Origin of the sequence: Xanthomonas sp. WHRI 7064, from assembly GCF_040202355.2 — a bacterium.
GTDB classification, from domain to species: domain Bacteria; phylum Pseudomonadota; class Gammaproteobacteria; order Xanthomonadales; family Xanthomonadaceae; genus Xanthomonas; species Xanthomonas arboricola.
This window is the reverse complement of record NZ_CP167821.1, coordinates 462209-487564: the sequence shown is the minus strand read 5'-3', so window position 1 is coordinate 487564 and position 25356 is coordinate 462209. Positions and strand designations below refer to the sequence as shown.

Below are 25356 nucleotides of genomic sequence, written 5' to 3'. Positions count from 1 at the left end.
CCGCTGCCGATCCGCACCCCAGGTTGTATACAAACCCCAGGAGCCACGGTCATGTCCCAGTCCAAGCAGCTGTTTCCCCTCAATGCGTGGTACGCCGTCGCCTGGGACCACGAGATCAAGCATGCGCTGACCCCGCGCAAGGTCTGCAACCTGGATGTGGTGGTCTATCGCACCACTGCCGGGGCCGTGATCGCGCTCGAAGATGCGTGCTGGCATCGCCTGGTGCCGCTGTCGATGGGCAAGCTGCGCGGCGACGATGTGGTGTGCGGTTACCACGGGCTGGTCTACAACAGCCAGGGCCGCTGCGTGCACATGCCCTCGCAGGAGACCATCAATCCCTCCGCGTGCGTGCGCAGTTTTCCGGTGGCCGAAAAGCATCGCTATGTGTGGATCTGGCCGGGCGACCCGGCGCAGGCCGATACCCGCCTGATTCCCGATCTGCACTGGGCGCACGATCCGGCCTGGGCCGGCGATGGCCGCACCATCTATGCCAAGTGCGACTACCGGCTGGTGCTGGACAACCTGATGGACCTGACCCACGAGACCTTCGTGCACGGCTCCAGCATCGGCCAGGACGAGATCGCCGAAGCGCCGTTCGAGGTGATGCATGGCGACCGCTCGGTAGTGGTGTCGCGCTGGATGCGCAACATCGACGCGCCGCCATTCTGGGCCAGCCAGATCGCGCGCCATCTGGATTACCGCGGCAAGGTCGACCGCTGGCAGATCATCCGCTTCGAAGCGCCCGGCACCATCGCCATCGACGTTGGCGTGGCCATCGCCGGCACCGGTGCGCCGGAGGGCGACCGCAGTCAGGGCGTCAACGGCTACGTGCTCAATACCATCACGCCGGAAACCGACACCACCTGCCATTACTTCTGGGCGTTCATGCGCAACTACGCGCTGCACGACCAATCGCTGACCACGCTGACCCGTGCAGGCGTCACCGGCGTGTTCGGCGAGGACGAGGCGGTGCTGGAAGCGCAGCAACGCGCCATCGATGCGCATCCGGATCACACCTTCTACAACCTCAACGTCGATGCCGGCGGGATGTGGGCGCGCCGCGTGATCGATCGGCTGATCGCCCAGGAGCAGCGCGCGCAGGAACTGTCGCTGCGCATGGTGGGCTGAGCACCGCATCGGAGGTTTCCATGTCACCCGCCACCCCGTTTCGCAGCAGTGCCGCGCAGACCACGCGCGCACTGCTGTCGCTACGCGAACTGATCCTCGACGGCACCCTGCCGGCCGGAACGCGCCTGTCCGAGCTGGCGGTGGTGCAGCGGCTGGGCATGTCGCGCACGCCCGTGCGCGCCGCGCTGCAGCGGCTGTGCGAAGAAGGCCTGGCCAGCGCACTGCCCGGTGGCGGCTATGCGGTGCAGGCCTTCAGCGAACGCGACGTGCACGATGCGATCGAACTGCGCGGCACGCTCGAAGGCCTGGCCGCGCGCATGGCGGCAGAGCGCGGGGCATCGGCCGCGGCGCTGGCCCAGGCACGTCAGTTGCTGGACACGCTCGACCGCATCGTCGGCTCGCCGCTACACGCCATCGACTTCAGCGCGTACGTGCAGGCCAATGCGCAGTTCCACGCGTTGCTGGTGGCCATGGCCGGCAGCGATGTGCTGGGCCGCGAGCTCACCCGCGTGCTGCAGCTGCCGTTCGCCTCGCCCAACAGCCTGGTCATGGCGCAGACCACCAGCGCCGAGGCGCGGCTGATCCTGACCCTGGCACAGGACCAGCACCGTGAAGTCCTGGCCGCCATCGAAGATCGCCAGGGCGCGCGCGCCGAAGCGCTGATGCGCGAACACGCACGGCTGGCCCATCGCAATCTGCGCCACGTGCTGCAGACCCCAGCGGCGATCACCCAGGTGCGCGGCGGCGCATTGATCGGCCGCGCCCATCCCGCCACTGCCGGCAGCAGCCGGCCCACCCCTCTGCCCGGAGTTCCCCATGCGTAAAGACACCCAGTGGCACCGCGCCCATGTGGTCAGCATTGCCGACGCCTGCGAGGGCGTACGCGAAATCGTGCTCGACCCGGGCACCGCGGCGCGCGGCTTCGAGGTCGGCAGCCATCTGGATTTTCGCGTGCAGCTGCATGGCCGCGCCGACGTGCGCTCGTACTCGCTGGTGGGCGAGCCGCGTGCCGATGGCCACTACCAGATCGCGGTACGGCAGATGCCCGACAGCCGCGGCGGCTCGCGGCACATGTGGACGCTGCAGCCCGGCGATGAGGTGGAGATCTCCCCGCCCAGCAACAACTTCGCGCTGGACGAGGGCGGCGAGGAGATCCTGCTGATCGCCGGCGGGATCGGCATCACCCCGATCATCGGCATGGCGCAGCGGCTGGCGCGCCGCCACCGCGCGTTCCGCCTGCTGTATGCCGGGCGTACCCGCCGTGCGATGGCCTATGTCGACGAGCTGGAAGCACTGCTGGGCGAGCGCCTGCAGCTGCAATGCGACGACGGCGCCGGCCCGGCGGATCTTGCCGCCGAGCTGGCGCGGCTGTCGCCCAATGCCGAGGTATACGTGTGCGGCCCGCTCGGCATGCTCGAGGCGGTGCGCCAGCACTGGCACGCTGCCGGGCGTCCGCGCGCGCGTCTGCATTTCGAAACCTTCGGCAACAGCGGGCGGGTGCCGGCGCAGGCGTTCGTGGTCAAGCTGCCCGGGCTTGGCCTGGAAGTGCCGGTGGCCGAGAACGAATCGATGCTGGATGCGCTGGCCGATGCCGGAGTCGAGCTGATCGCCGAATGCCGGCGTGGCGAATGCGGGCTGTGCGCGGTCGAGGTGCTGGACAGCGCGGCCGATATCGATCACCGCGACGTGTTCTTCAGCGACGAACAGCGCCGCGAGAACCGCAAGCTGTGCGCCTGCGTGTCGCGCGCGGTAGGCGGCAGCATCAGCATCGATACCGGCTACCGCGGCGAGCTGGGCTGAGCGCGGCCATCGGCACGCCGGCGCTCGCGCAGCGCGTGTTTGCATCCTCACGCGCATGCGCGATCATCTGCGCATGGAGTCGACTCACTACAGGACGGTCCCGGCGCCGGCACTCAACCCGCGCCAGGAACAATTGGTGGCATTGGTGCGGCAGCAGGGCTTTGCCGAGGTGGAAGGGCTGGCGACGCGCTTCGAGGTGACGCCGCAGACCATCCGTCGCGATCTGACCCTGCTGTGCGATGCCGGCGTGCTGCGCCGCTATCACGGTGGCGTCAGCATGCCCTCGAGCGTGGAAAACCTGGCCTACACCGCGCGCAAGGCGCTGCAGGCGCGCGAGAAACAGCACATCGCCGCGCAGGTCGCCCGCTTCATTCCCGACGATGCCTCGTTGTTCATCAACCTGGGCACCACCAACGAAGAGGTCGCGCGCGCCTTGCTGCAGCACCGCGGCCTGCGCGTGATCACCAACAACCTCAACGTAGCGGTAATGCTCAGCGCCAACCCCAGCTTCGAGGTGATCGTGGCCGGTGGCGTGGTGCGCGGGCGCGACCAGGGCGTGACCGGCGAGGCGACGGTGGAGCTGATCCGGCAGTTCAAGGTCGACTTCGGGGTGATCGGCATTTCCGGCATCGATCTGGACGGCACCCTGCTGGACTTCGACTACCAGGAAGTGCGCGTGGCCCAGGCCATCATCGAGCACTCGCGGCAGGTGCTGCTGGCCGCCGACCACAGCAAGTTCGGCCGCAACGCCATGGTGCGACTGGGCGCGATTGCCCAGGTGCACGACTGGTTCACCGACCGGCCGCCGCCGCAGGAACTGGCCGCCGTGCTGGCCGAGGCCGGCACCCGCGTGCATCTGGCCGAGCCTGGCGACGCCGGCTGAGCCGATTGTTCGTTTTTGTGCGTTTGCGGTGCGGCGTGCCGATCTGATCGCCCTATTGATCCGCCTTGACTATCGAAGATCCAGCTTCGATAGTCAAAATTGCTCTTTATCCGTTTAGGTTTCAGGCCTTACAGCTCTTCACGTCCTGAAAAGGTTTGATGTTCGAATATGTTCGAACATGACAACTTGGGTTCGCTACTGGCGCGCCCGGACGGAGACATCGATGGGCGAGACATACGATCTTCTGGTGATAGGCGGCGGCATCAACGGGGTCGGCATCGCCCGCGATGCGGCCGGGCGTGGCCTGTCGGTGTGCCTGTGCGAACAGGACGATCTGGCCGCGCATACCAGCAGCGCCAGCACCAAGCTCATTCACGGTGGCCTGCGCTACCTGGAGCAGTACGAGTTCGCGCTGGTCGGCAAGGCGCTGGCCGAGCGCGAGGTGTTGCTGCGGCTGGCCCCGCACATCATCTGGCCGCTGCGCTTCCTGCTGCCGCATCAACCGCATCTGCGTCCGGCCTGGATGATTCGCGCCGGCCTGTTCCTGTACGACCATCTCGGCGGCAGCAAGCGCAGCCTGCCGCGCTCGCGCCGGCTGTCGCTGCGCACACACCCGGTGGGCCAGCCGTTGCAGGAATCGCTGCGCACCGGCTTCGTGTACTCCGATGCCTGGGTGCAGGATGCGCGGCTGGTGGTGCTCAATGCGATGGATGCCGCCAGGCGTGGCGCTCAGATCCACACCCGCACACGCTGCGTCGGTGCCTGGCGCGATGCAGGCTTCTGGTACGCCGAGCTGGAAGACCGCGACGGCCGCCGCCGCACCGTGCAGGCGCGTGCGCTGGCCAATGCGGCCGGGCCGTGGGCGGTGTCGTTCCTGGACAAGGTCGCCGCAGTGCCGCACAAGCACGCACTCCGCCTGGTCAAGGGCAGCCACATCGTGGTACCCAGGTTGTTCGACCACGACCACGCGTACATCTTCCAGCAACCGGATCGGCGCATCGTGTTCGCCATCCCGTACGAGCACGACTTCACCCTGATCGGCACCACCGACGTGGATTACCAGGCCGACCCCGCCGCGCCCAGCATCGATGCGGCCGAAGTGCAGTACCTGTGCGATGCAGTGAACCTGTATTTCCAGCAGCAGATCGCTCCCAGCGATGTGGTGTGGAGCTATAGCGGCGTGCGTCCGCTGCTGGACGACGCCGAGGACAACGCTGCCGAAGTCACCCGCGATTACCAGCTGGAAGTGCTTACCGACGGCGCACCGTTGCTCAACGTGTTCGGCGGCAAGCTCACCACCTATCGCAAGCTGGCCGAAGAAGCGGTCGACCGCCTCACCCAGGCGCTGGGTGCCCGCAAGCCGGCATGGACCGCGCGCGGCGATGCATTGCCCGGCGGCGAACAACGCGATATCGCCAGCCTGCTTGAGCGCGTGCGCAACGCATACCCGTGGCTGCCGGCACCGACTGCGCAGCGGCTGGTGCGCAACTACGGCACTTGTGCGGAGCAGCTGCTGGGCCAGGCGCAGGACATCGCCGCCCTGGGCACGCACTTCGGTGCCGATCTGTATCAGGCCGAGGTGGATTACCTGCGTGCCCACGAATGGGCCGTCACTGCCGACGACATCCTGTGGCGCCGCAGCAAACTCGGCCTGCGCATCGACGCGGCCGGGCGCGCACGCCTGGAGGCGTATCTGCAGACACACTCGGTCCGGCAGGCGGACGGCGTGCCGGCCTGATCGAACCACGTTGCCAGCGAGGACGGGTCGCGCGGCAACGTATCCTGGCGCATTCGCCAGCATCATCCTGAGTCACGTGGAGGGCACCCTGATGAGCATCACCGAAGACCCCTGCGCGCCAATGCGCGCATCGCACCACCCTGCCTGCGTCATCGCCATCGGCACGAGGACGCGCGCATGAGCCGCCAACTCGTGGGTGAGTTGATTTCCGAGGCGGTGGCGATGTTCATCATCATCGCGCTCGGCGATTCGGTCGCGGCGATGTACGTCCTCTACGACCCCAGCCCGTACCAGAACGCCTACTGGGGCGTGTGCATCGCCTGGGGCCTGGCGGTGACGCTGGCGATCTATGTCACCGGCTCGGTGTCCGGCACGCATGCCAACCCGGCGGTGACGCTGGCGCTGGCGCTGTTCCGCGGTTTCTCCTGGAAGAAGGTGCTGCCGTACTGGGGCGCGCAGGTGATCGGTGCATTCCTGGGCGCGGCCATCGTCTACCAGTTGTACGGCCCGGTCATCGACCACTACAACCAGGTGCAGCAACTCACCCGCGAAGCCGGTGGCGCCGCCGGGGTGTTCTTCACTGCACCCGGCCTTGCGGTCACGCCGATGCATGCGCTGGTCGACCAGATCATCATCACCGCGTTCCTGATCTTCGGCATCTTCGCCATCACCGAACAATTCAACGAAGCCGCGCCGACCGCCAACTCCGGCGCGCTGATGATCGGCCTGCTGGTGGCGACGCTGGGCGCGTCGATGGGCTATCTTGAAGCCTGGGCGATGAATCCGGCGCGCGATTTCGGCCCGCGTCTGTTTGCCTACCTTGCCGGCTGGGGCGAGGCCGCGTTGCCTGCCAAGGACAACTACTGGTGGATTCCCATTGTCGGCCCATTGATCGGCGGCCCGATCGGCGCGCTCGCCTACCAGTGGCTGATCCTGCCGTTCCTGCCGGCACGCGTGCGCCATCTGCAGGGCGGCAAACCGCTCGATCCGCGCTGATCGCCCTGCTGCACGACTGACAGCACTGCGCCGCCGCCAGACAGGCTGGGTTTTATCGGCCTTTCGCGCAGCAGCGTGCACTGCCCCCTTTCTCGCCGTGCGCCAGCGCCGGCATTGTTCGAGGAATCTCCGATGGAAAAGCAGTACGTCCTTGCGATCGATCAGGGCACCACCAGTTCACGGGCGATGTTGTTCGATCGCAACGGCAAGGTGGCCGGCGTGGCGCAGCGCGAGTTCGGCCAGATCTTTCCGCAGCCGGGCTGGGTGGAACACAACCCGCGCGAGATCATGACCAGCGTCTACACCACGATCACCGAGCTGCTCAACAACGCGCAGATCGATGCGCGTTCGATCGCCGGTATCGGCATTACCAACCAGCGCGAGACCGCGGTGGTGTGGGACAAGGCCACCGGCCAGCCGATCTACAACGCCATCGTCTGGCAATCGCGGCAGACCAAGGACATCTGCACACAGCTCAAGGAGGCCGGGCACGAACAGATGGTGCGCGACAAGACCGGCCTGCTGATCGACGCGTATTTTTCCGGCACCAAGGTCAAATGGATCCTCGACCACGTCGACGGCGCCCGCGAGCGTGCGCGTAACGGCGAGCTTGCCTTCGGCACCATCGACAGCTGGCTGATCTGGAATCTCACCGGCGGCAAGGTGCATGTCACCGACTACACCAATGCCTCGCGCACGCTGATGTACAACATCCACACGCTGGAGTGGGACGCCGAGCTGCTGGCCATGCTCGACGTGCCGAAGGAAATGCTGCCGGAGGTGCGCTCGTCCAGCGAAATCTACGGCATGACCCAGACCCAGTATTTCTACGGCGAGCAGGTGCCGATCGCCGGGATCGCCGGCGACCAGCAGGCGGCGCTGTTCGGGCAGGCCTGCTTCGAGCCGGGCATGGCCAAGAACACCTATGGCACCGGCTGCTTTGCGCTGATGAATACCGGCGACAAGGCGGTTGCGTCCAAGGCCGGTCTGTTGACCACGATCGCCTGGGGCATCGACGGCAAGGTCGAATACGCGCTGGAAGGCTCGATCTTCGTCGCCGGCTCGGTCGTGCAGTGGCTGCGCGACGGCCTGCGCATGCTCGGCAAGGCCAGCGACTCGCAGGCCTATGCCGAACGTGCCGGCGACAACGACGGGGTCTATCTGGTGCCGGCCTTCGTCGGCCTGGGCGCGCCGTATTGGCGCAGCGATATCCGCGGTGCGGTGTTCGGGCTGACCCGCGGCACCACCAAGGAACATTTCGTGCGTGCGGCGGTGGAATCGATGGCCTACCAGACCCGCGACGTGTTGACTGCAATGCAGGCCGATTCGGGCATCGAGCTGAAGGAACTGCGCGCCGACGGTGGCGCGATCGCCAACGACTTCATGGCGCAGTTCCAGAGTGACATGCTCAACGTGCCGGTGCTGCGACCGGAAGTGGCCGAAACCACGGCACTTGGTGCGGCCTATCTGGCCGGTTTGGCGACCGGGTTCTGGAGCAGCCGCGAAGAGATCGCCAAGCAGTGGGCGGTGGATCGCCGCTTCGAGCCGACCATGGCCGACGACAAGCGCGAACAACTCTATGCCGGCTGGCAGCAGGCGGTGGAAGCGACGATGGGTTTCCGCATCAGCTGACCGCTGCGCTCAAAAGACAACGCCCGCCGTCAGGCGGGCGTTGTCGTTTCCGTCAACCACTTGCATGGTTGCTGACGAGCTGCATGGATCACGCATTGCAGGGCTGCACGCTGCAGCCCTGCAATGCAGCAGCGATTACTGGCCGCCGCTATTGGCGCGGCCGGCGATGGTGTCCGGATCCCAATGCTCCTTGATCAGGCCTTTTTCGATGCGGAACATGTCGAACCACGTGGTGGTGTAGGTGGTGCCCGGTTTGTTCGGATTGGGCAAGGTGCGTACCGACACCAGCGTGACCAGATCGCCGTCGGCAGTGATGGCCACCAGCGGCAGCTGCACGCGCGGCTGCACCGGCGTCGGCTTCACGAAGGCGGTCAGGAAGGCAATGAACGCATCGCGGCCATTGGCCACATTCGGGTTGTGCTGGATGTAGTTCTTGTCCATGTACATCGGCGCATACTGCACCTGGCCGGCTTCGAACACGATGCGCCAAAAATCGTAGACCAGCCGCTTGTTGGCGGTTTCATACCAGGTGGAGCCGAGCAGCATCTTCTGGTGGTTGGGATTTTCAGTTACTGCGGTCTGCGCGAACGCAGCCACTGGCGCCACCAGCATGACCAGCAGCAAGGCGCGTGAGAACAGCTTATTCATGGAAGACTCCTTATGTGGAGACGGGCGCTGTGCCGGCCGGGTGCCAACACGGTGCACCGTTGATTGGGGGACGACGCGCCTTGGCACACAGGGTTTTCCACGCGTCGCCGCCAGCCTAACGGCCGCGTCCGCTCGCCCGCTAGCCGCCCTGGAGTGCACCAGGGCACCTGCGGTATTGGTGGTAATCAGAAGATAACCACCGCAGTCGGTTTTCTCGCGCGCACGCACGAGGCGTCTCGGCGGCAACCATCGCTACGCTCAATCCGGCAGCTCCACCAACGGCAAACCCGCATAGTTTTCGGCCAGGGTGGCCCGCCCGGCCTCGCTGTCCAGCAGATAATCCAGCTCTGCGGCATGAATGCGTGCGGTGAATGCGTCCTGGTCGTCGAAGGTATGCAGCAAGGTGGTCATCCACCATGAAAACCGTTCGGCCTTCCATACCCGCTGCAGCGCCAGCGCCGAATACCGCTGCAGCACCGTGGTATCGCCACGCGCGTTCCAGCGCTCGAACAATTGCGCCAGCAAGCCGACATCGGCCAGCGCCAGATTCAGGCCCTTGGCGCCGGTGGGCGGCACGATATGCGCCGCATCGCCGGCCAGGAACAGGCGACCGTACTGCATGGGCTCGGCGACGAAGCTACGCAACGGCGCGATGCTCTTTTCGATCGATGGCGCGGTGACCAGCTGCGCAGACAAGGCGTCTGGCAGGCGCGCACGCAACTCGTCCCAGAACGCCTGATCGCTCCATGCCTCTACCCGCGCATCGGCCGGCACCTGCACGTAATAGCGCGAGCGCGTTGGCGAGCGCATCGAACACAAGGCAAAGCCGCGCGGGTGCTGCGCGTAGATCAACTCGTCGTGGACCGGTGGGGTGTCGGCAAGCACGCCAAGCCACCCGAACGGGTACACCCGCTCGAACAGACGCAGTCGCTCCGGCGGGATGCTGGCGCGGCTGATGCCATGGAAGCCGTCGCAGCCGACGATATAGTCGCAGTCGATACGCAGGCGCTGGCCATCGTGGGTGAATTCCACCGCAGGCGCGTCGCTGTCCACTCCGCACAGCGTCACGTCCTGCGCGCTGTAATACGTTGGCGCAGCGCTGCGCGCACGGGCCTGCATCAGATCCGCGGTGACCTCGGTCTGGCCGTAGACGGTGACACTGCGCCCGCAGCCGCGCAGCAGATCGATGCGCTCCCGCCGGCCATCCAGCGACAGTTCGAAGCCGTGGTGCGGCAAGCCTTCGCGCTGCACGCGTGCGCCAACCCCTGCCCGCTGCAGCAGCGCCACGCTGCCCTGTTCCAGCACGCCGGCACGGATACGCCCCAGCACATGCTCCGTGGTCTGCCGCTCGATCACCACGGTATCGATACCTGCCCGCAGCAACAGCTCGCCCAGCAACAGGCCGGAGGGGCCAGCGCCGATGATCGCGATCTGGGTTCGCATGCAATGCTCCTGCCTCAGCCGACGGATGCAGGCCAGTGTGGGTAGCCAAGCACATGCTTTGAAGGGATGATTACGTGCAGTGCTTGGACTTTTCGACGATGCCCACACGCGCGCACGCCACTGCCGCAACTGCTGCGGTTCCCGCCTTCGGCCTGTATGGCGAGCAGCATGCCGACACGCCTGAACTATTGCATTGGGAGTCGATTGCCGCACGCAGCCGGCTGCATGACTGGCGCATCGCCCCGCACCGGCACGAAGACCTGGCGCAACTGCTGTACGTGCAACGCGGGCCGGCGACGCTGCAGCTGGATGGCCGCAGCCAGCGCGTGCGTGGCGCAAGCATGATCTGGCTGCCACCGCTATGCGTGCATGGTTTCAAATTCGATCCACAGGTACGCGGCCACATCATCACCGTGTGCATGCCCTTGGTACGCAATGCCTTGAGTGCCGCGCCACTGTTGCAGCGTGCACTGACCGTCCCGCAGGTCCTGCATGCACACCATGCACGCGGATTGCTCGATGTGCTGTTCGCCAGCATTGCCGACGATCACGCATACCGACGCATCGGCCATGAGGCCGCATTGCACGCCGCCGCAGCGCAGCTGTTGATCTGGACCGCCCGCACGGCGCTGGAGCACGCGCAGGATGCGGCTGCGGTGAGCCCGTACGCCGACCCGTCACTGCGCCATCTGCGTGGTTATCAGGCTTTGATAGACCAGCACTACCGCGCGCACTGGCCGATCTCCCGTTATGCCGAGCAACTGGGTCTGACTCCGGGCCATCTCAACGCGTTATGCCAGCGACTGGCCGGCGCCTCGGCACTGCAATTACTGCAGCGCCGGATCATGCTCGAAGCACGCCGCAGCCTGCGCTACACCAGTCTGAGCGTGCAGCAGATCGCCGCCAGCCTTGGATTTTTCGACGCTGCGTACTTCAGCCGCTACTTCGCACGCCATGCCGGCTGCTCGCCGACGCAATTCCGCGCTGGCGAGTAAGGGCGAAAGGTGTGGATGCGTTGGTTGCAGAGCGGCTGGTCTGGAGATTGGCTGCAGGGCCCTTGCCCGCCCACCATCGCAGGACACGCCGCAAGTACGTCCGTGTAGGCTCTTACGCGGCATCCATGCCGCGTAAGGTCCCGCGACGGCGGGCGGGCAAGGACCAGTTGAGATGGTCGGTCTTTTGAAGCAGTCGCCCACGCATTAGCTCAATCCTAGAGCGGTTGATCTCAGGTTCTGCGGCACGGCCCTTGCCCGTCCACCATCGCAGGACACGCCGCAAGTACGTCCGTGTAGGCTCTTACGCGGCATCCATGCCGCGTAAGGTCTCGCGACGGCGGGCGGGCAAGGACCAGTTGAGATGGTCGGTGGGCAAATTTAAGAGCGGTGCGCTTGGACACCGCAGATAGATCAGCCCCAAAGCGGCTGATCCATGGCTCGCCTGCAGCCCCGCCCTCCGGTCGGTTGCGCCGCACCGGTCAGAACGGGTACTGCGGCACTTCGTTCTTGATCGTCAGCCATTGCCAGTGGGTGTACTGCTCCCAATCGGCCGGTCCGCCGACACTGGTGCCGTTGCCCGACGCGCCGGTCCCGCCGAAGGGATTGATGACTTCATCGGCCACGGTCTGATCGTTGATGTGCAACAGGCCGGTGTGCAGCTTGTCGCCCAGCCGCATCGCGCGCGACACCGACGCCGACAGGATGCCGGCAGCCAGACCGTACTCGCCATGGTTGGCAAGTTCCGCGGCTTCGTCGTCGGTATCGAACACGGTGATGTTGATCACCGGGCCAAAGACTTCTTCGTCGAATGCACGCATGCCCGGACGCACGTTGGACAGCACCGTCGGCGCATAGAACAGGCCTTCGTTGCTGGCGCCGGCCTCCACCACCGCACCGGCGGCGACGCTGTCGTCCACGATATCGATCACCCGCTGCAGCTGGCGCTGGTCGATGATCGGACCCAGTGCCACGGTGCCGCTGACTGGATCGCCAACCGGCAGATGCCTGGCTTTTTCGGCCAGCCGCTGCGTGAATGCATCGGCGATCCCGCGCTGGACCAGCACGCGGCCGGTGGCCATGCAGATCTGTCCCTGATGCATGTAGGCGCCGAATGCCACTGCAGAGGCGGCCTTGTCCAGATCGGCGTCGTCGAGCACGATCACTGCATTGTTGCCGCCCAACTCCAGCGACACCTTCTTCAAATGCCGGCCAGCGATCTCGCCGATGCGCCGCCCGGCCGCGGTGGAGCCGGTGAAGGCAATCATCGGGATATCCGGCGATTCGACCAGCGCCTGCCCGATGGCGGCATCGCCATGCAGTACATGCAGCAGCCCCTTCGGCAGGCCTGCTTCTTCCAGCACCTGCGCGATGATCACGCCACCGGTATACGGCGTGCGCGGGTCGGGCTTGAGCACCACTGCATTGCCCATCGCCAGCGCCGGGGCGACCGAGCGCAGCGACAGGATCAGCGGGAAATTGAACGGGGAAATCACCGCGATCACGCCCAGCGGGAGGTGCCGGGCCAGGCTGAGCTGGCCGGCGCCCGTCGGCAGCACCTGGCCGACCGCCTGCAGCGGCAGCGCCGCAGACTGCTGGTAGATCACCACCGACTCGTTCACTTCGCGCTGGGCCTTGGGCAAGATGCCGCCGGTTTCGCGCGCGATCAGCAGCGCCGCTTCGGCACTGCGCGCTTCCATCAGCTGCGCGGCACGGTGAAACACCGCAGCGCGCTCACGCGGCGCAGTGGCTGCCCAGGCACGCTGCGCTTTCTTGGCCAGCGCCACGGCAGCGGCGACATCGGCCAGGTCGGCCTTGCCGACTTCGTGCAGCAGCGTGCCGGTGGCCGGTTCGATGATCTGCACGGTGCCGCCGTTGCCGGGCACCCAGTCGCCATTGAAGATGCAGCCATGCCACGCCGGAGCGGCGCTTGCGGCAATGGCGGTATTGGGGAGAGCGTTCATGGTCTAGCCTCCTGCTGAGGGGGTGGTGTTACAGAGTGGTGGACGCCAGCCCGCCATCGACCGGCAGGGTGATGCCGTTGATCCAGCGCGCCGCATCGGAGGCGAGAAACACGATGGCCTCCGCCACCTCGTCGGCATACGCCGGCCGCGTCATGCGCTTGGCATCTTCCTTGACGCGCTCCTCGCCGAGCATGGTGACGAAATCGCCAAGAATCGGCGTAAACACCGGCCCCGGCGAGACGTTGTTGACGCGCACGCCGTGCTCGGCGAACCAGGGCCGCGACTGCAGCAGCGTCCACACGATCAGCGCTTCCTTGAAGTACTGGTAGCAGGTGTCGTGCGCCACCGGATGCGCCTGCAGCCATGCATCGCCAGACGCAAAGCTGTCGGTGGCGGCCAGTTGCTTGTGCAGTTCCAGGCGCTGCGGCCACTCGGCGCCCAGGATGGAGGCCACATTGATGATGGAACCGCCGGGCGTCATGCGCGGCAGCAGCGCCTGGCTCAAATGGCGCAGGCCCAGATAGTTGACGCGCGCCACCACCTCCAGCGGCGCGGTACCGGGGACGCCAGCCACATTGGCCAGCGCATCGATACGCGCCGGCAAGGCCTGCACCAGCGCATCGATGGACGCCGGATCACCGAGATCGGCCTGGTGGAACCCGTGCAGCGACATCTGCACCGGCGTGCGATCGACGCCGATCACCGTGGCGCCATGGAAACGGGCCAGACGCGCGACTTCGGCACCGATGCCCGATGCCACGCCGGTGACCACGATCGTCTTGTTCTGCAAATTCATTGCCACTCTCCGAAGAGGCCGGATGTACCGGCGCTAGAACACATGGACGTACTGCAGGTTGACGTTGTTGCCGGAGGCGGCGTTCTTGACCTCCACCGGCAGATACACATTGGCAAACAGCATGTTGTTGGCATCCATCCGCCACACGCCACCGGGCCCCGCATAGAACACGCTCTGGCGGGTATCGGCCACGCGCTGCCCATTGGTGCGGTTATCGCGGAACTGGGTGAGGTAATAGGCATTCACGCCAAGCCGGATATCGGGTACCACTTCCCAGGAGGTGGCGAAGTTGATCCAGCCCGCGTCGCCGGCCTGGCCGTTGCGGAACTCGAAGCCCGGCGGCAGGTTCGGGCGCCGCTCGCTGCGAAAGTTGTAGATGTAGTTGATGCGTGCGCTGACTTCCCAGTTGGGCGTCGGGAACACGGTGAACGCATATTGCGGCACCAGCGACCAGTAGCCGGCGCCCTGATTGAGGTCGCGATCGCGGTCGAACTTGCCGATCGGTGCGATCGCATCGATTTCGAAGCGCTGCGAAAACACCGGCCTGCCATTGCGGATCACCGGCAGCATCTGCAGATACGGGCCGAAGGTCAGGTCGCCCACGCCGGCGCCGTTGTCGCGCAAGCGGGCAATGCTGTTGCGCCCGAACGAGGCATCCAGATTGATCAGCGGCAGCAGCGTGTTGATGCCCACTGCGCCGCCGAAGAGCGTGTACGGGGTGACATAGGCGACCTGGGTCAGCAACAGCGTGGAATCGATGCGTGGGCGGTCGAACACCGGTACGTCGTTGCCGCGCGAATCCTTGATCGCGTCCAGTGAGCTCTGGCGCAGATAGGTGATCACCGCCCAGCCGGGCGTGGTGCGGGTGAAGCCGTCCAGATAGCTGGTGCCGCCGGTATTGATGCCGTTGGTCAGCGTCGTACTCTGCGGCAGGCTCTGTGCGCCGGCCGTGCCGGCAGCAAGCAGCGACAGCATGCCAAGCGCTGCGCGGCGCAGCGCCGACGCGCGGGAAGACAACCCAGACAGGACCGATCGATAGCTCACTGCGAACATCTCCAGCATTGGGAGGGACAGCGGGAACTGCGGCGGGACAACGGTCAGGCAGGCGCAATCGACACGCCGGCAACGGCGCGTGCGCAGGTCAAAGGGAAAGCTGGCCGTGCGCCTGCACGGCAACGGCGGATTACACGGTGTCCAGACGGTCCAGCCGGTCGAGTGCGCGCAGCAACGGCGCCTCGCTGCTGCCCAGCACCACGCTGAGCTGCTGTTCCATGCGCAGCACTTCGGCCTCGGCAGCGCTCAGCAGGGTCACGCCGGCGCTGGTCAGCGACAGATGCTGCATGCGTCGGTCCTGGCGTCCGCGCACCTGCCGCAGCAGGCGGCGCTTGACCAGGCGTGCCACCACGATCGCCAGGTTGGGCGCCGACACGTGCAGCACGTCGCCGATCTGGCGCTGGTTGATGCCCGGGTTGCCGTCCACCAGCATCAGCAGCGAGAAGTCGACCGGCTTGAGGTCGAACGCAGCCACGCAGTCCTGAAACATCCGCCGCACCAGCAACTCGGTGCGGGTGATGCGGTAGCCCAGCAGCCGCAGCAGGCGTGCCTGATCCACCGTGGTGACGGCATCCGGCAGCGGTACGGCAGTGGCAGTGACGGACATGACGGTTCTCGCAGCGAAGACGACAGGCGGACCGGTGCGCGCAGCGCTCACCGCCCGCAACGCCGATCCGCGGCGTGAGCTGCATTGTAGACGCGCGCAGGCATGCCGATGTGGGTGTGGCCGCCAACCGCGTGGCACCGCCGTGCAGGCAGGTCGCCACAGGCTGGTGCCAGTCCAGCGCCAGCACGTGGCGGCCGCATGCGGCGGCACGCAGGTGTGGGAAGCGACGGTCATCCAGGCACGGCTGCGACATGGGATCCGGGGTCGACAAGTGATTGCGTTCCGGAATAGTTATGGATCATAACTACATTGCCAAGCTGCAGCGCAGCATGGTCGCGCTCGCCAGGTTGACCAGGCGGGCCGATGGACTTGGCGGGCATGGTGGCAACCGCCTGTGACCGGCACGCCGGGCACAGGTGCGCGCGGCATGCCGGGCCTGGCAGCGGTGGTGGCAATCACGACGGCAAGGCTGCGGCCTTCGCCAGACGACGCCTGCGGACCCAGCCCACTCGCCCGGCGCATCTCCGCGCCAGGTAGGCCGCGTGCACGCGCGCGGCCTGTGGCCAGCGGATTACGGGTTACGGGTTACGGCAGCCAGAGCTTCTCGAGATCGCGGAAGCCCCAGTCCGAGGGGCTTTCCATCTGCGCGATGCGGTCCTGGCAGTCCGGGCGCGACAGGTCGATGTCCTGCACCAGCACATGGCTGCGCAGCTTGGCCGAATAGAACACGCGCACCTTGGGCTTGAGCAGCGCATCGGGGGTCTGCTCGATCACCACTGCCAGTTTCTGCGACTCCAGCCGCACCAACGAGCCGACCGGATAAATCCCCAGCCGGCGCACGAAGGCCTGGAACACCACCGGGTCGAAGTGCCCCTGCCACGACGCCATGCGCTTGAGCGATTCGGCCGGATCCCAGCCGCGTTTGTAGGGGCGGTCCGAGCTGATGGCGTCGTACACATCGCACACCGCGCCCATCCGCGACATCAGCGCGATGTTCTCGCCCGCCAAGCGGTTCGGGTAGCCACTGCCGTCCATTTTCTCGTGGTGGTGCAACGCGATCTCCAGCACCACCGCGTTCTGCACCCCGCCGGCCAGCAGCAGGCGATGACCGTCCAGCGGATGCTGGCGCATGATCGCCATCTCTTCGTCGGTGAGCTTGCCGGGCTTGTTGAGGATGTCCAGCGGCGTCACCGCCTTGCCCATGTCGTGCAGCAGGCCGCCCATGGCCGCCTCGACGACCTGCCCTTCAGGCAGACCGAGCTGGCGCGCCAGCCCGCTCATCAGGCCGGCCACCGCCATCGAATGCAGATAGGTGTAGTCGTCGGCGGTCTTGAGCCTTGCCACGCTGATCAAGGCCTGCGGATGCCGCAGGACCGAATCGTTGATGGCTTCCACCAGCGGCATCGCCGCCTCGGTGTCGACGGTGCGGCCAAGCCGCACATCGCGGAACATCGCCTCGACCGTATCGCGGCCGTCTTCGAAGATCTTGCGTGCGCGCACCACTTCGGACTCGATGCCGACCTGCGCGGTGACGCTATTGGTCCTCGCGGTGCGCGTGGTGGTGGCCGGCTCGGGGGGTTCCGGTGCCGGCGGCGGCGGTTGCTCCGGCTCAGGCTGTGGATCGGGCGCGTCCGGCGCCGCCGTGTCCAGGTCCAGGCCACGCGCGGTGTCGATCACCAGTTGCTCGATCCGGCTGCCATGGATCTTCTCCACGTCGTCCGAATCGACCAGGAACGAGGTCTTCCAGAACGGGTGGTGCACCCACGCGCCCAGCAGCTTGTAGACATACATACCGGGGCGGAGTTGGTCTGAATCGATGGTTCTGAGCATGCCGGCGCTGATCTGCAAATGGTCCGCGGAAGAGCCCGCCACGACGATGGAGGGTCTGTCGGGTTATCGGCAGTGCGCGGGATTTCTTTGGTCCGGTAGAACTCGCTCGCGCCGCGCGGCGACCGCTGGCTGAGCAGTTCAGCGCGCCGGCAGGCGCATGCCTAGCACGGCGATGGCCGCGAGCAGCAGCGGCACGCTGCAGGCCAGGTACAGGGCCGCCGGCGACCAGCCCGCATCAACCAGCACGCCCACGCACAGCGGCGAGGCGATCGCACCGAAGCGGCCCACCCCGATCGCCCAGCCCATGCCGGTGGAACGCACCGCCGCCGTGAAGACCACCGGCGCCACCGCATACAGCCCGGCGATGGCGGCAAACAGCACCGCGCCGCTCAGCACCGCAATGACGAACGCCCAACCCAGCACCGTGCTGTACCAGCCAAAGGCAAGCAGCGCCAGCGCCGACAGCCCCAGCACACCGGCGGTCAGCCACGACAGCCGCGCACGCGCGGCCAACGCGCTGAAGATCGCACCGCCGGCGATCCCGCCCAGATTCAACAACACGCCACCGGTCACGCCCTGCTCTGCCGACAAGCCGGCCACGACCAGCAGCTTTGGGGTCCAGCTGAGCACGAAATAGAACGCAAACATCAGCAGAAAGAACGCCAGCGCGATCAACAGCGACTGCCGTCGCAATGCCGGCACGAACAGGGCCGCATAACCCCGCGCCCGATCGGAGCCATGCGGCGGCGGTGACGGCAGTACCGCCTGCGGCGGCATGCCCATGCGCGCAAGCACTGCGTTGAAGCGTGCGCCTGCATCGGGTGGGCGACGCGCGATCAGAAATTCCAACGACTCGGGCAAGAACGCCAGCACCAAGGGCACACACAGCAGCGACCCGAGCGCGCCGAGCACGAACACCGCGTGCCAGGACCAGTGCTGCAACAGCAGTGCTGCGATCGCGCCGCCCAGCGTCGCGCCGATCGGATAACCGGTGGCCTGCAGCGCCAGTGCCGTGCTGCGCCACTGGGCGGTGGAATATTCGGCAGCGATGACCGCAACGCAGGCCAGCATGCCGCCGATGCCGATCCCGGTAAATGCACGCAACGCGCCGAGTTGCCACACCCCGGTGGCCAGCGCCGAGGCGCCCATGCCCACGGTCAAGATCGCCAGGCATGCCAGGATCGTCGCGCGCCGCCCGATGCGGTCGGCCAGCGGCGCCAACAGCAACGACCCCACCGCCATGCCGACCAGGCCGGCACTGAACAAAGCCCCGAGCAGCTTGCCCGACAACTGCCACTGCGCCGACACATGCGGGGCGGTGAAGGCCATCGCCATCACGTCGAAGCCATCGAGCATGGTCAGCAACACGCACACCGCCACCGCCCTCCACTGAAACGGCGTCATGCGTTGCAGTACGAAGGGTGCAGGTATCGCGGCGCTCTGGGTCATCGGGTGATCCTGATTAGGGAGGGCAGCTGCATTGGCAACCTCACGCGTGTCCATCCGATCACGCAGCGCCGCCACGACGAAGACGCAAGCACGCTGGACGCTGCGACGGCCTTCGACAGCGCAGCGGCACTGCAACGCGGCAACCACAGTCGGGGTGTTGCAACGTCACCGGCACGCTAGGCCGATCGCGGGGCGCGTTCAAGACAGCGGCCTGCACGGGTGTGCGCTTATCGAACAAGCCGGCAGCGCGCTTCGCTTGCCCCTCCACGCATTCGTTGAGCTGTCTGTGCAGCGGCATCTGCGGTCTACGCCTTGCCTGCACGGAAACGATCGACCTCGCATGCGGCGCTGCAGCGCGTGACCTGGCGTGCGATCAGACCTGGCGACCCTCACGTTCATCTGGTCCAGGATTGCAGAGCGCAATGCCGCACTCGTGATGCAGGCATGGATGCAGCGTTGCTGGCAGCGAGGTTGAACGACGCGACTTGCGCATGACTGCACACCGCGACACACACCTCGATCCGTTCGGAGCGGCAGCGAATGTGCAGGCGCGGCCTCACATGCCCTGGCGCCAGCTGTTCCAACACGCTGCGCCGCTGCATCAGGCACGTCCGCAGCCAGATCGATCCACTGCCGCACCAGCGCTTTCCGCATGCCGACGCTCGCCCGCTATCATGCAGGCCGTGCCCGCACCGGGCGGCACGCCGACATGCCGGAGATCATCGTGACCCCGATTCGCTCGTTCCTGGAACACACCCCGCAACTGGGCGCACGCGTCTATGTCGATCCTGCCTGCACCATCATCGGCAAGGTGAGCCTGGGCGATGACGTGTCGGTGTGGCCGGGCACGGTGATTCGCGGCGACGTCAATCATGTGCAGATCGGCGCACGCACCAACGTGCAGGACGGCACCATCATCCACGTCAGCCACCACAGCCCGTTCAACAAGGCCGGCTACCCGACAGTGATCGGCGCCGACGTCACGGTCGGCCACGGCACCATCCTGCATGCCTGCACCATCGAAGACCTGTGCCTGATCGGCATGGGTGCCTGCGTGCTCGACGGCGCCACCGTCAAGCGCTACGGCTTTGTCGGCGCCGGGGCGGTTGTCGGCCCGGGCAAGATCGTCGGCGAAGGCGAGTTGTGGCTGGGCAATCCCGCACGGCTGGCCCGCACGCTCAGCGACAAGGAAATCGAGAGCCTGCATTACTCCGCACAGCATTATGTGCGGCTCAAGGACCAGTACCTGGGCACCGTCGGTACCGGCTGAGCCGTTGTCCGCCCTACGCAGGCATGGCAAGATCGGCGCCCTGCGGCGTGGGGACGCTGCCCTCGAATGGATTCGACCCGATGCATACGCGTTTTGCCCTGGGCAGCCTGCTGGCCGCCTGCCTGCTGATCGCAAGCCAGTCGCTGCTGGCCATTCCAGCCGACGCCGTCGACGAAGCGCAGGTGCTGTCTGCCCTGCAGTACCGCGACGGCCACATCGACGTGCCGCAAGCCAAGGCGCACTTCGATCTGGACCCGGCGTTCCGCTACCTGGACAAGGCCGACACGCGCCGCGTGCTCGAGCAGCTGTGGGGCAACCCGCCCGACGACAGCGTGCTGGGCATGATCGTGCCGCGCACACCCGCGCTGGATGCGCCGGGTGGCTGGGCAGTGGTGGTGACCTATGCCGACGACGGTTATGTGTCCGACGAGGATGCCGCCAAGATCGATTACAGCGAGCTGCTGGCCGACATGCAGAAGGGCACCGCCGAAGACAACGCCGCGCGCCGTGAGCAGGGCTACGGCACCGTCGACTTGCTCGGCTGGGCGGTGCCGCCGCGGTACGACGCAGGCAGCAAGAAGCTCTATTGGGCCAAGGAACTGCGCTTCGATGGCGCCCAGCAGCACACGCTCAACTACGATATCCGCGTGCTGGGCCGCAGCGGCTACCTCAGCCTCAATGCCGTCGCCGGCATGGACCAGCTCGAACAGGTCCGCCAGGGCATGCAGCAATTGCTGCCGATGACCGAATTCGACCAGGGCGCGCGCTACGCCGACCACAACCCGTCCACCGACAAGATCGCCAGCTATGGCCTGGCCGGCCTGATCGGCGGTGGCCTGGCGGCCAAGGCCGGGCTGTTCGCCAAGCTGGGCCTGTTGCTGGCCAAGGGATGGAAGCTGGTGCTGTTGGGTGTGTTTGCCGTGGGTACCGGCATCAAGCGGATCTTCTCCCGCAAGGCGCAGGGCACCGGCAGCTGAGGCGTGCCGCGGCTCACGGCCGCGTGGCGTGCTCCAGTGCCGTCAAAGTGGCCAGCGCCTGGGCGCGCGATGCGCCGCACATGTCCTCGGACGGACGCAGGCTGGCGCACACCGCAGGCCGCGTCGGCAACCCGAACAGGCGACAACGGCCCTGGCCGTCGAGCTGCACGCAGGGCACGCCCGCCGGCTTGCCTTGCGGCATGCCGGGGATGGCCGAACTGATCGACGGTGCGATGCAGCAGGCCGCGCAGCCGGCGCGGCACGGGAGGTTCTTGCGCATGCCGCCAGTGTAAACCGCCGCCACCTGCCGGCAGCGGCAGCGTGGCTAGCGCGGCGGGATGTAGCTGGACAGGCGCACGTCGAAAAAGGCCTGCACGGCAGCGAGATTGCTCTTGGCCTGGATGTCCGCGCCCACGTCGCGGCTCATGCCGAGCACGTCGTCATCCGGCCAGCCGGGGCCGAAGCACCATTGCGTGCTGGGGATATTGTTCGCCTGCAGATGGGCCAGCATGCGCGTGGTGGCGACCTCCGCGCTGCGGTTGCCGGCCGGGTAGCCGTGCTCGCCGAGATAACCGCGCTTGCCGGCATCCCGCAGGGCATCGATGAAGGGCGTCACCATCGTGATGCCGGTATCGGGCTGGATCACTTCGTTGCGCCCGCCCGGTCCGATCCAGTTGCCGCCGCCAGCCCCGTTGTTGTCCAGATAGTTGTGCGCTTCGTAGACGATGCGGTTGTAGGGATCGGGGATGTCGAACAGGCCCATCGAATCCTTCTGCCAGAGCCGGGCACTGGCATAGCCGTTGCCGCACACGAACACGAAGTGGTCGCGGTCGCGATCGATGATGGCCTTGCAGCACGCAGTGGCGGTGTTCTGCCAGTGCGCTGCCATCGACAGCACGCTGCCGTCGGCGGCGCGCTCGTCGCCCTGATAGGGCTCGTTCATCACGCCCCAGCCGAACACTGCCGGGTGCTGCCGGAACCGGTTGACGATGCGTGCCCACAGGTCGGGCAGGCCGGACGCGTTGTAGAGCGTGCACCCCGGCGTGCCGATCACTCGGTATTCGTACAGCTTGAGCAGCCCGTCGCGGCGATCGAAATAGCCCTGGTAGCCGAAGTTGCGCAGCGGATAGGTGTCGGCCCAGACCGCGGCGGCCGCCGGGTCGTCGATGCGGTTGCCGCGCGCATCCACAAGCGCGCCGCTGGCGTCGCGCCGACAGCCGGACTTGACGGCCACCCGCTGCGGCAGGCGCATGTAGTCATGCAGCTCCACGATGGCGCGCTTGCCGCGGGCGGCGATGTGATCCAGCGCATCCTGGACCTGGCTGCAGTAGGTCTCGTTCAAGGCCAGCCCCTGCCCCCGCGTGAAGCGCGCGGCGGTGGTCGGCAGCCGGAACAGCGGGCAGGCGCCGGCAGCGGCCACGTGCTGTGCGGTAATGGCGCGATAGTGGGTGCCGATCTCGGCATTCTCCACATAGCTGTTGGAGGCCAGGCCCGACAGGTTCAGGCCCGCAAACGGCAGGGTGGCGCTCTGCGCAGCCGCGCGGCCGCCCCACCCGAGGCCGGCCAGTGCCACCGCGCCGGCTGCGCCCTGCAGCACGCGACGGCGGGTGACCCCGGCTGTTGCTGCCGGCGTCTGGTCGATGGGATGCGGGGCTGCCGCCGCCGTGCGGCGTGGGTGTGGATGGTCGGACATGGGCGCCTCCTGCGGTGCCGTTGGTGGAGATCCTTGGCGGTGGTGCTCCCCTCTGCCGCACCGGTCTGACGGCGATGGTGCCGGTGTGGCAGCGGCATAATCTGCGCTCCGGTTTGCACTCCGGGCACTGCATGCAGGCCCGCATACGTTTACATCGCATTACATGCCACGCCGACCAGCGGGTGCCGCGTGCGGGAGACGCGTGTTCCCGCGCCGTGCCGGCGAACGCTCCGGCGCCGCCTGTGCGATGCGCGCGGCCCGCGCCCTCCACCACCGCCACGGCGTGCCCTGGCCCGCGTGCTACCGTGCCGGATCACCGGAGTGCGCCGCGACCGTTGCAGCAGCAACAGTCACGACGCGGTCTAATTGCCAGCCACCGCTCGCCAATCAGCCGTCGAATTCGCCATGCCCGAGTACCGCTCCAAGACCTCCACCCACGGCCGCAACATGGCCGGCGCCCGCGCACTGTGGCGCGCCACCGGCATGAAGGATGGGGACTTCCACAAGCCCATCATCGCCATCGCCAACTCGTTCACGCAGTTCGTGCCCGGGCACGTGCATCTGAAGGATCTCGGCCAGCTGGTCGCGCGCGAGATCGAACGCGTCGGCGGCGTGGCCAAGGAGTTCGACACCATCGCCGTGGACGACGGCATCGCCATGGGTCACGACGGCATGCTGTATTCGCTGCCCAGCCGCGAGATCATCGCCGACTCGGTCGAATACATGGTCAACGCGCATTGCGCAGACGCGCTGGTGTGCATTTCCAACTGCGACAAGATCACCCCCGGCATGTTGATGGCCGCGCTGCGGCTCAATATCCCCACCGTGTTCGTCTCCGGCGGCCCGATGGAAGCCGGCAAGACCAAATTGTCCGAACATAAACTCGATTTGATCGACGCAATGGTGATCGCCGCCGACGACAGCGCCTCGGATGAAAAGGTGGCCGAGTTCGAGCGTAGCGCCTGCCCCACCTGCGGCTCGTGCTCGGGCATGTTCACCGCCAACTCGATGAACTGCCTGACCGAAGCGCTGGGCCTGTCGCTGCCGGGCAACGGCACCGTGGTGGCCACGCACGCCGACCGCGAGCAATTATTTTTGCGCGCCGGCCGCGTGGCGGTGGAGCTGTGCCACCGCTGGTATGGCGGCGAAGACCCCACCGCGCTGCCGCGCGGTATCGCCACGTTCGAAGCGTTCGAGAATGCGATGACGCTGGATATCGCCATGGGCGGCTCGACCAACACCATCCTGCATCTGCTCGCCGCCGCGCAGGAAGGCGACGTGCCATTCGGCATGCGCGATATCGACCGCCTGTCCAAGCGCGTGCCGCAGCTGTGCAAGGTCGCCCCGAACACGCCCAAGTACCACATCGAAGACGTGCACCGCGCCGGCGGCATCATGGCCATCCTCGGCGAACTCGCACGCGGCGGGCTGCTGCATACCAACGCTGCCACCGTGCACGCGCGCACGCTGGCCGACGCCATCGCGCAATGGGATGTCACCCAGACCGACGCGGAAATGGTGCACACGTTCTACAAGGCCGGTCCGGCCGGCATCCCCACCCAGATTGCCTTCAGCCAGGCCACGCGTTGGGACACGTTGGACACGGACCGCAGCGAAGGCTGCATCCGCGATGTCGCCCACGCGTTCTCGCAGGAAGGCGGCCTGGCTGTGCTGTACGGCAATATCGCCCGCGACGGCTGCGTGGTGAAGACCGCAGGCGTGGACGAATCCATCCACGTCTTCGAAGGCAACGCCCGCGTCTACGAAAGCCAGGATTCGGCGGTCAAAGGCATCCTCGCTGACGAAGTGAAGGCCGGCGATATCGTGGTAATCCGCTACGAAGGCCCCAAGGGCGGCCCCGGCATGCAGGAAATGCTCTACCCCACCAGCTATCTCAAATCCAAGGGCCTGGGCAAGCAATGCGCCCTGCTCACCGACGGCCGCTTCTCCGGCGGCACCTCGGGCCTGTCGATCGGCCACGCCTCGCCGGAAGCCGCGGCGGGCGGCGCGATCGGCCTGGTGCGCGACGGCGACAAGATCCTGATCGACATCCCTAATCGTTCGATCAATCTGCTGGTGTCCGACGAAGAACTCGCCAGCCGACGCGCCGAGCAGGATGCCAAGGGCTGGAAGCCGGTCGAGGTGCGCCCACGCAAGGTCACCACGGCGTTGAAGGCGTACGCGTTGCTGGCGACCAGTGCGGATAAGGGCGCGGTGCGCGACAAGGCGTTGTTGGACGGCTGAGGCGTTGCCATGAAGACCGCAGATTCTTAGCGGTCTTCATCGACTCCCGGCATAGGACTTTGCAGGGACTTCAGTCACGACGCCTCATAGCAAACGCCTACAGCGGACTGGCTTTGCTTGCCCGCAACGTCACCCACCGTCGATGCGCAGCCCGTCCAGCGGGCTGCGCACCGCCGACGCCCCGCGCCCCAGCACATGCGTGCAGATCTGCGT

21 protein-coding genes are annotated in these 25356 nt (G+C 66.6%); 11 read left to right on the top strand and 10 right to left on the bottom strand.

Features of this window, described 5'->3' with window-relative positions:
* Window positions 1-51 precede the first annotated feature (51 nt).
* From ABQY74_RS02085 to glpK, 7 genes are all read left to right on the top strand, one after another.
* Window positions 52-1128: an aromatic ring-hydroxylating dioxygenase subunit alpha gene (locus ABQY74_RS02085; protein WP_016904721.1), complete on the top strand. Its 1077-nt coding sequence runs from the start codon at window positions 52-54 to the stop codon at window positions 1126-1128.
* A gap of 20 nt (window positions 1129-1148) precedes the next feature.
* The gene (locus ABQY74_RS02080) at window positions 1149-1952 is read left to right on the top strand and encodes a GntR family transcriptional regulator (protein ID WP_016904720.1); all 804 of its coding nucleotides are present in this window, start codon (window positions 1149-1151) and stop codon (window positions 1950-1952) included.
* Entirely contained in the window at window positions 1945-2928 is a 984-nt protein-coding gene (locus ABQY74_RS02075; RefSeq protein ID WP_104609203.1) for a PDR/VanB family oxidoreductase, read from the top strand. The genes ABQY74_RS02080 and ABQY74_RS02075 overlap by 8 nt, the downstream gene beginning before the upstream one ends.
* Before the next feature lie 55 nt (window positions 2929-2983).
* Window positions 2984-3811, top strand: a complete 828-nt coding sequence (locus ABQY74_RS02070) for a DeoR/GlpR family DNA-binding transcription regulator (RefSeq protein ID WP_016904930.1) — start codon at window positions 2984-2986, stop codon at window positions 3809-3811.
* A 223-nt stretch (window positions 3812-4034) separates the two neighbouring features.
* Complete coding sequence (gene glpD, locus ABQY74_RS02065) at window positions 4035-5549, top strand: glycerol-3-phosphate dehydrogenase (RefSeq protein WP_126968147.1); 1515 nt, start codon at window positions 4035-4037, stop codon at window positions 5547-5549.
* A gap of 177 nt (window positions 5550-5726) precedes the next feature.
* Window positions 5727-6545 (top strand): MIP/aquaporin family protein, encoded by an 819-nt coding sequence (locus ABQY74_RS02060; RefSeq protein WP_016904933.1) that lies wholly within the window; start codon window positions 5727-5729, stop codon window positions 6543-6545.
* A gap of 132 nt (window positions 6546-6677) precedes the next feature.
* Window positions 6678-8177 (top strand): glycerol kinase GlpK, encoded by a 1500-nt coding sequence (gene glpK, locus ABQY74_RS02055; protein WP_039517354.1) that lies wholly within the window; start codon window positions 6678-6680, stop codon window positions 8175-8177.
* Window positions 8178-8312: 135 nt separating this feature from the next.
* Here the strand turns inward: glpK and ABQY74_RS02050 are convergent, their stop codons facing one another.
* Both ABQY74_RS02050 and pobA read right to left on the bottom strand, forming a co-directional pair.
* Window positions 8313-8825, bottom strand: coding sequence for a nuclear transport factor 2 family protein (locus ABQY74_RS02050; protein WP_016903479.1), 513 nt, complete (start codon window positions 8823-8825; stop codon window positions 8313-8315).
* A 258-nt stretch (window positions 8826-9083) separates the two neighbouring features.
* Complete coding sequence (gene pobA, locus ABQY74_RS02045; RefSeq protein WP_349793195.1) at window positions 9084-10268, bottom strand: 4-hydroxybenzoate 3-monooxygenase; 1185 nt, start codon at window positions 10266-10268, stop codon at window positions 9084-9086.
* A gap of 98 nt (window positions 10269-10366) precedes the next feature.
* Here pobA and ABQY74_RS02040 point away from each other — a divergent pair, with 98 nt between their 5' ends.
* Window positions 10367-11263 (top strand): helix-turn-helix domain-containing protein, encoded by an 897-nt coding sequence (locus tag ABQY74_RS02040; RefSeq protein ID WP_349793193.1) that lies wholly within the window; start codon window positions 10367-10369, stop codon window positions 11261-11263.
* A 479-nt stretch (window positions 11264-11742) separates the two neighbouring features.
* Here ABQY74_RS02040 and ABQY74_RS02035 read toward each other — a convergent pair whose 3' ends face one another.
* The 6 genes from ABQY74_RS02035 to ABQY74_RS02010 form a co-directional block, all read right to left on the bottom strand.
* Window positions 11743-13224, bottom strand: coding sequence for a benzaldehyde dehydrogenase (locus ABQY74_RS02035; RefSeq protein ID WP_349793191.1), 1482 nt, complete (start codon window positions 13222-13224; stop codon window positions 11743-11745).
* 28 nt (window positions 13225-13252) lie between these two features.
* Window positions 13253-14020 carry a coniferyl-alcohol dehydrogenase gene (locus ABQY74_RS02030; protein WP_065033063.1) on the bottom strand — a complete coding sequence of 256 codons (768 nt, stop codon included), beginning with the start codon at window positions 14018-14020 and terminating at the stop codon, window positions 13253-13255.
* 33 nt (window positions 14021-14053) lie between these two features.
* Window positions 14054-15082 (bottom strand): transporter, encoded by a 1029-nt coding sequence (locus tag ABQY74_RS02025; RefSeq protein WP_372470021.1) that lies wholly within the window; start codon window positions 15080-15082, stop codon window positions 14054-14056.
* Between the two features lie 121 nt (window positions 15083-15203).
* Window positions 15204-15680 (bottom strand): MarR family winged helix-turn-helix transcriptional regulator, encoded by a 477-nt coding sequence (locus tag ABQY74_RS02020; RefSeq protein ID WP_065033065.1) that lies wholly within the window; start codon window positions 15678-15680, stop codon window positions 15204-15206.
* A gap of 585 nt (window positions 15681-16265) precedes the next feature.
* Window positions 16266-17510 carry an HD-GYP domain-containing protein gene (locus ABQY74_RS02015; RefSeq protein ID WP_039518322.1) on the bottom strand — a complete coding sequence of 415 codons (1245 nt, stop codon included), beginning with the start codon at window positions 17508-17510 and terminating at the stop codon, window positions 16266-16268.
* A 138-nt stretch (window positions 17511-17648) separates the two neighbouring features.
* The gene (locus ABQY74_RS02010; RefSeq protein ID WP_349793185.1) at window positions 17649-18959 is read right to left on the bottom strand and encodes an MFS transporter; all 1311 of its coding nucleotides are present in this window, start codon (window positions 18957-18959) and stop codon (window positions 17649-17651) included.
* Between the two features lie 724 nt (window positions 18960-19683).
* On the opposite strand from ABQY74_RS02010, the gene ABQY74_RS02005 reads away from it, so the two are divergent.
* Entirely contained in the window at window positions 19684-20229 is a 546-nt protein-coding gene (locus ABQY74_RS02005; protein ID WP_024938808.1) for a gamma carbonic anhydrase family protein, read from the top strand.
* A gap of 80 nt (window positions 20230-20309) precedes the next feature.
* Window positions 20310-21206: a DUF2167 domain-containing protein gene (locus tag ABQY74_RS02000; RefSeq protein WP_349793183.1), complete on the top strand. Its 897-nt coding sequence runs from the start codon at window positions 20310-20312 to the stop codon at window positions 21204-21206.
* A gap of 13 nt (window positions 21207-21219) precedes the next feature.
* On the opposite strand, the gene ABQY74_RS01995 is transcribed toward ABQY74_RS02000, so the two are convergent.
* Complete coding sequence (locus tag ABQY74_RS01995) at window positions 21220-21486, bottom strand: YkgJ family cysteine cluster protein (RefSeq protein ID WP_039513263.1); 267 nt, start codon at window positions 21484-21486, stop codon at window positions 21220-21222.
* A 45-nt stretch (window positions 21487-21531) separates the two neighbouring features.
* Complete coding sequence (locus ABQY74_RS01990) at window positions 21532-22899, bottom strand: cellulase family glycosylhydrolase (RefSeq protein ID WP_349793181.1); 1368 nt, start codon at window positions 22897-22899, stop codon at window positions 21532-21534.
* Between the two features lie 405 nt (window positions 22900-23304).
* On the opposite strand from ABQY74_RS01990, the gene ilvD reads away from it, so the two are divergent.
* On the top strand, window positions 23305-25143 hold the full coding sequence (gene ilvD, locus ABQY74_RS01985) for a dihydroxy-acid dehydratase (RefSeq protein ID WP_349793180.1): 1839 nt from the start codon (window positions 23305-23307) through the stop codon (window positions 25141-25143).
* The last annotated feature ends 213 nt before the right edge of the window (window positions 25144-25356 follow it).

Excerpts from the sequence above, each read along its gene's own strand:
- ABQY74_RS02025 (WP_372470021.1), bottom strand. The coding sequence starts at position 15,082 with ATGCTGGAGATGTTCGCAGTGAGCTATCGATCGGTCCTGTCTGGGTTG.
- ABQY74_RS02040 (WP_349793193.1), top strand. The coding sequence starts at position 10,367 with ATGCCCACACGCGCGCACGCCACTGCCGCAACTGCTGCGGTTCCCGCC.
- pobA (WP_349793195.1), bottom strand. The coding sequence starts at position 10,268 with ATGCGAACCCAGATCGCGATCATCGGCGCTGGCCCCTCCGGCCTGTTG.
- ABQY74_RS01995 (WP_039513263.1), bottom strand. The coding sequence starts at position 21,486 with ATGCGCAAGAACCTCCCGTGCCGCGCCGGCTGCGCGGCCTGCTGCATC.
- ABQY74_RS02015 (WP_039518322.1), bottom strand. The coding sequence starts at position 17,510 with ATGCTCAGAACCATCGATTCAGACCAACTCCGCCCCGGTATGTATGTC.
- ABQY74_RS02075 (WP_104609203.1), top strand. The coding sequence starts at position 1,945 with ATGCGTAAAGACACCCAGTGGCACCGCGCCCATGTGGTCAGCATTGCC.
- ABQY74_RS02010 (WP_349793185.1), bottom strand. The coding sequence starts at position 18,959 with ATGACCCAGAGCGCCGCGATACCTGCACCCTTCGTACTGCAACGCATG.
- ABQY74_RS02080 (WP_016904720.1), top strand. The coding sequence starts at position 1,149 with ATGTCACCCGCCACCCCGTTTCGCAGCAGTGCCGCGCAGACCACGCGC.
- ABQY74_RS02000 (WP_349793183.1), top strand. The coding sequence starts at position 20,310 with ATGCATACGCGTTTTGCCCTGGGCAGCCTGCTGGCCGCCTGCCTGCTG.
- ABQY74_RS02070 (WP_016904930.1), top strand. The coding sequence starts at position 2,984 with ATGCGCGATCATCTGCGCATGGAGTCGACTCACTACAGGACGGTCCCG.
- ABQY74_RS02060 (WP_016904933.1), top strand. The coding sequence starts at position 5,727 with ATGAGCCGCCAACTCGTGGGTGAGTTGATTTCCGAGGCGGTGGCGATG.
- ABQY74_RS02035 (WP_349793191.1), bottom strand. The coding sequence starts at position 13,224 with ATGAACGCTCTCCCCAATACCGCCATTGCCGCAAGCGCCGCTCCGGCG.
- ABQY74_RS02050 (WP_016903479.1), bottom strand. The coding sequence starts at position 8,825 with ATGAATAAGCTGTTCTCACGCGCCTTGCTGCTGGTCATGCTGGTGGCG.
- ABQY74_RS01990 (WP_349793181.1), bottom strand. The coding sequence starts at position 22,899 with ATGTCCGACCATCCACACCCACGCCGCACGGCGGCGGCAGCCCCGCAT.
- glpK (WP_039517354.1), top strand. The coding sequence starts at position 6,678 with ATGGAAAAGCAGTACGTCCTTGCGATCGATCAGGGCACCACCAGTTCA.
- ABQY74_RS02030 (WP_065033063.1), bottom strand. The coding sequence starts at position 14,020 with ATGAATTTGCAGAACAAGACGATCGTGGTCACCGGCGTGGCATCGGGC.
- glpD (WP_126968147.1), top strand. The coding sequence starts at position 4,035 with ATGGGCGAGACATACGATCTTCTGGTGATAGGCGGCGGCATCAACGGG.
- ilvD (WP_349793180.1), top strand. The coding sequence starts at position 23,305 with ATGCCCGAGTACCGCTCCAAGACCTCCACCCACGGCCGCAACATGGCC.
- ABQY74_RS02020 (WP_065033065.1), bottom strand. The coding sequence starts at position 15,680 with ATGTCCGTCACTGCCACTGCCGTACCGCTGCCGGATGCCGTCACCACG.
- ABQY74_RS02085 (WP_016904721.1), top strand. The coding sequence starts at position 52 with ATGTCCCAGTCCAAGCAGCTGTTTCCCCTCAATGCGTGGTACGCCGTC.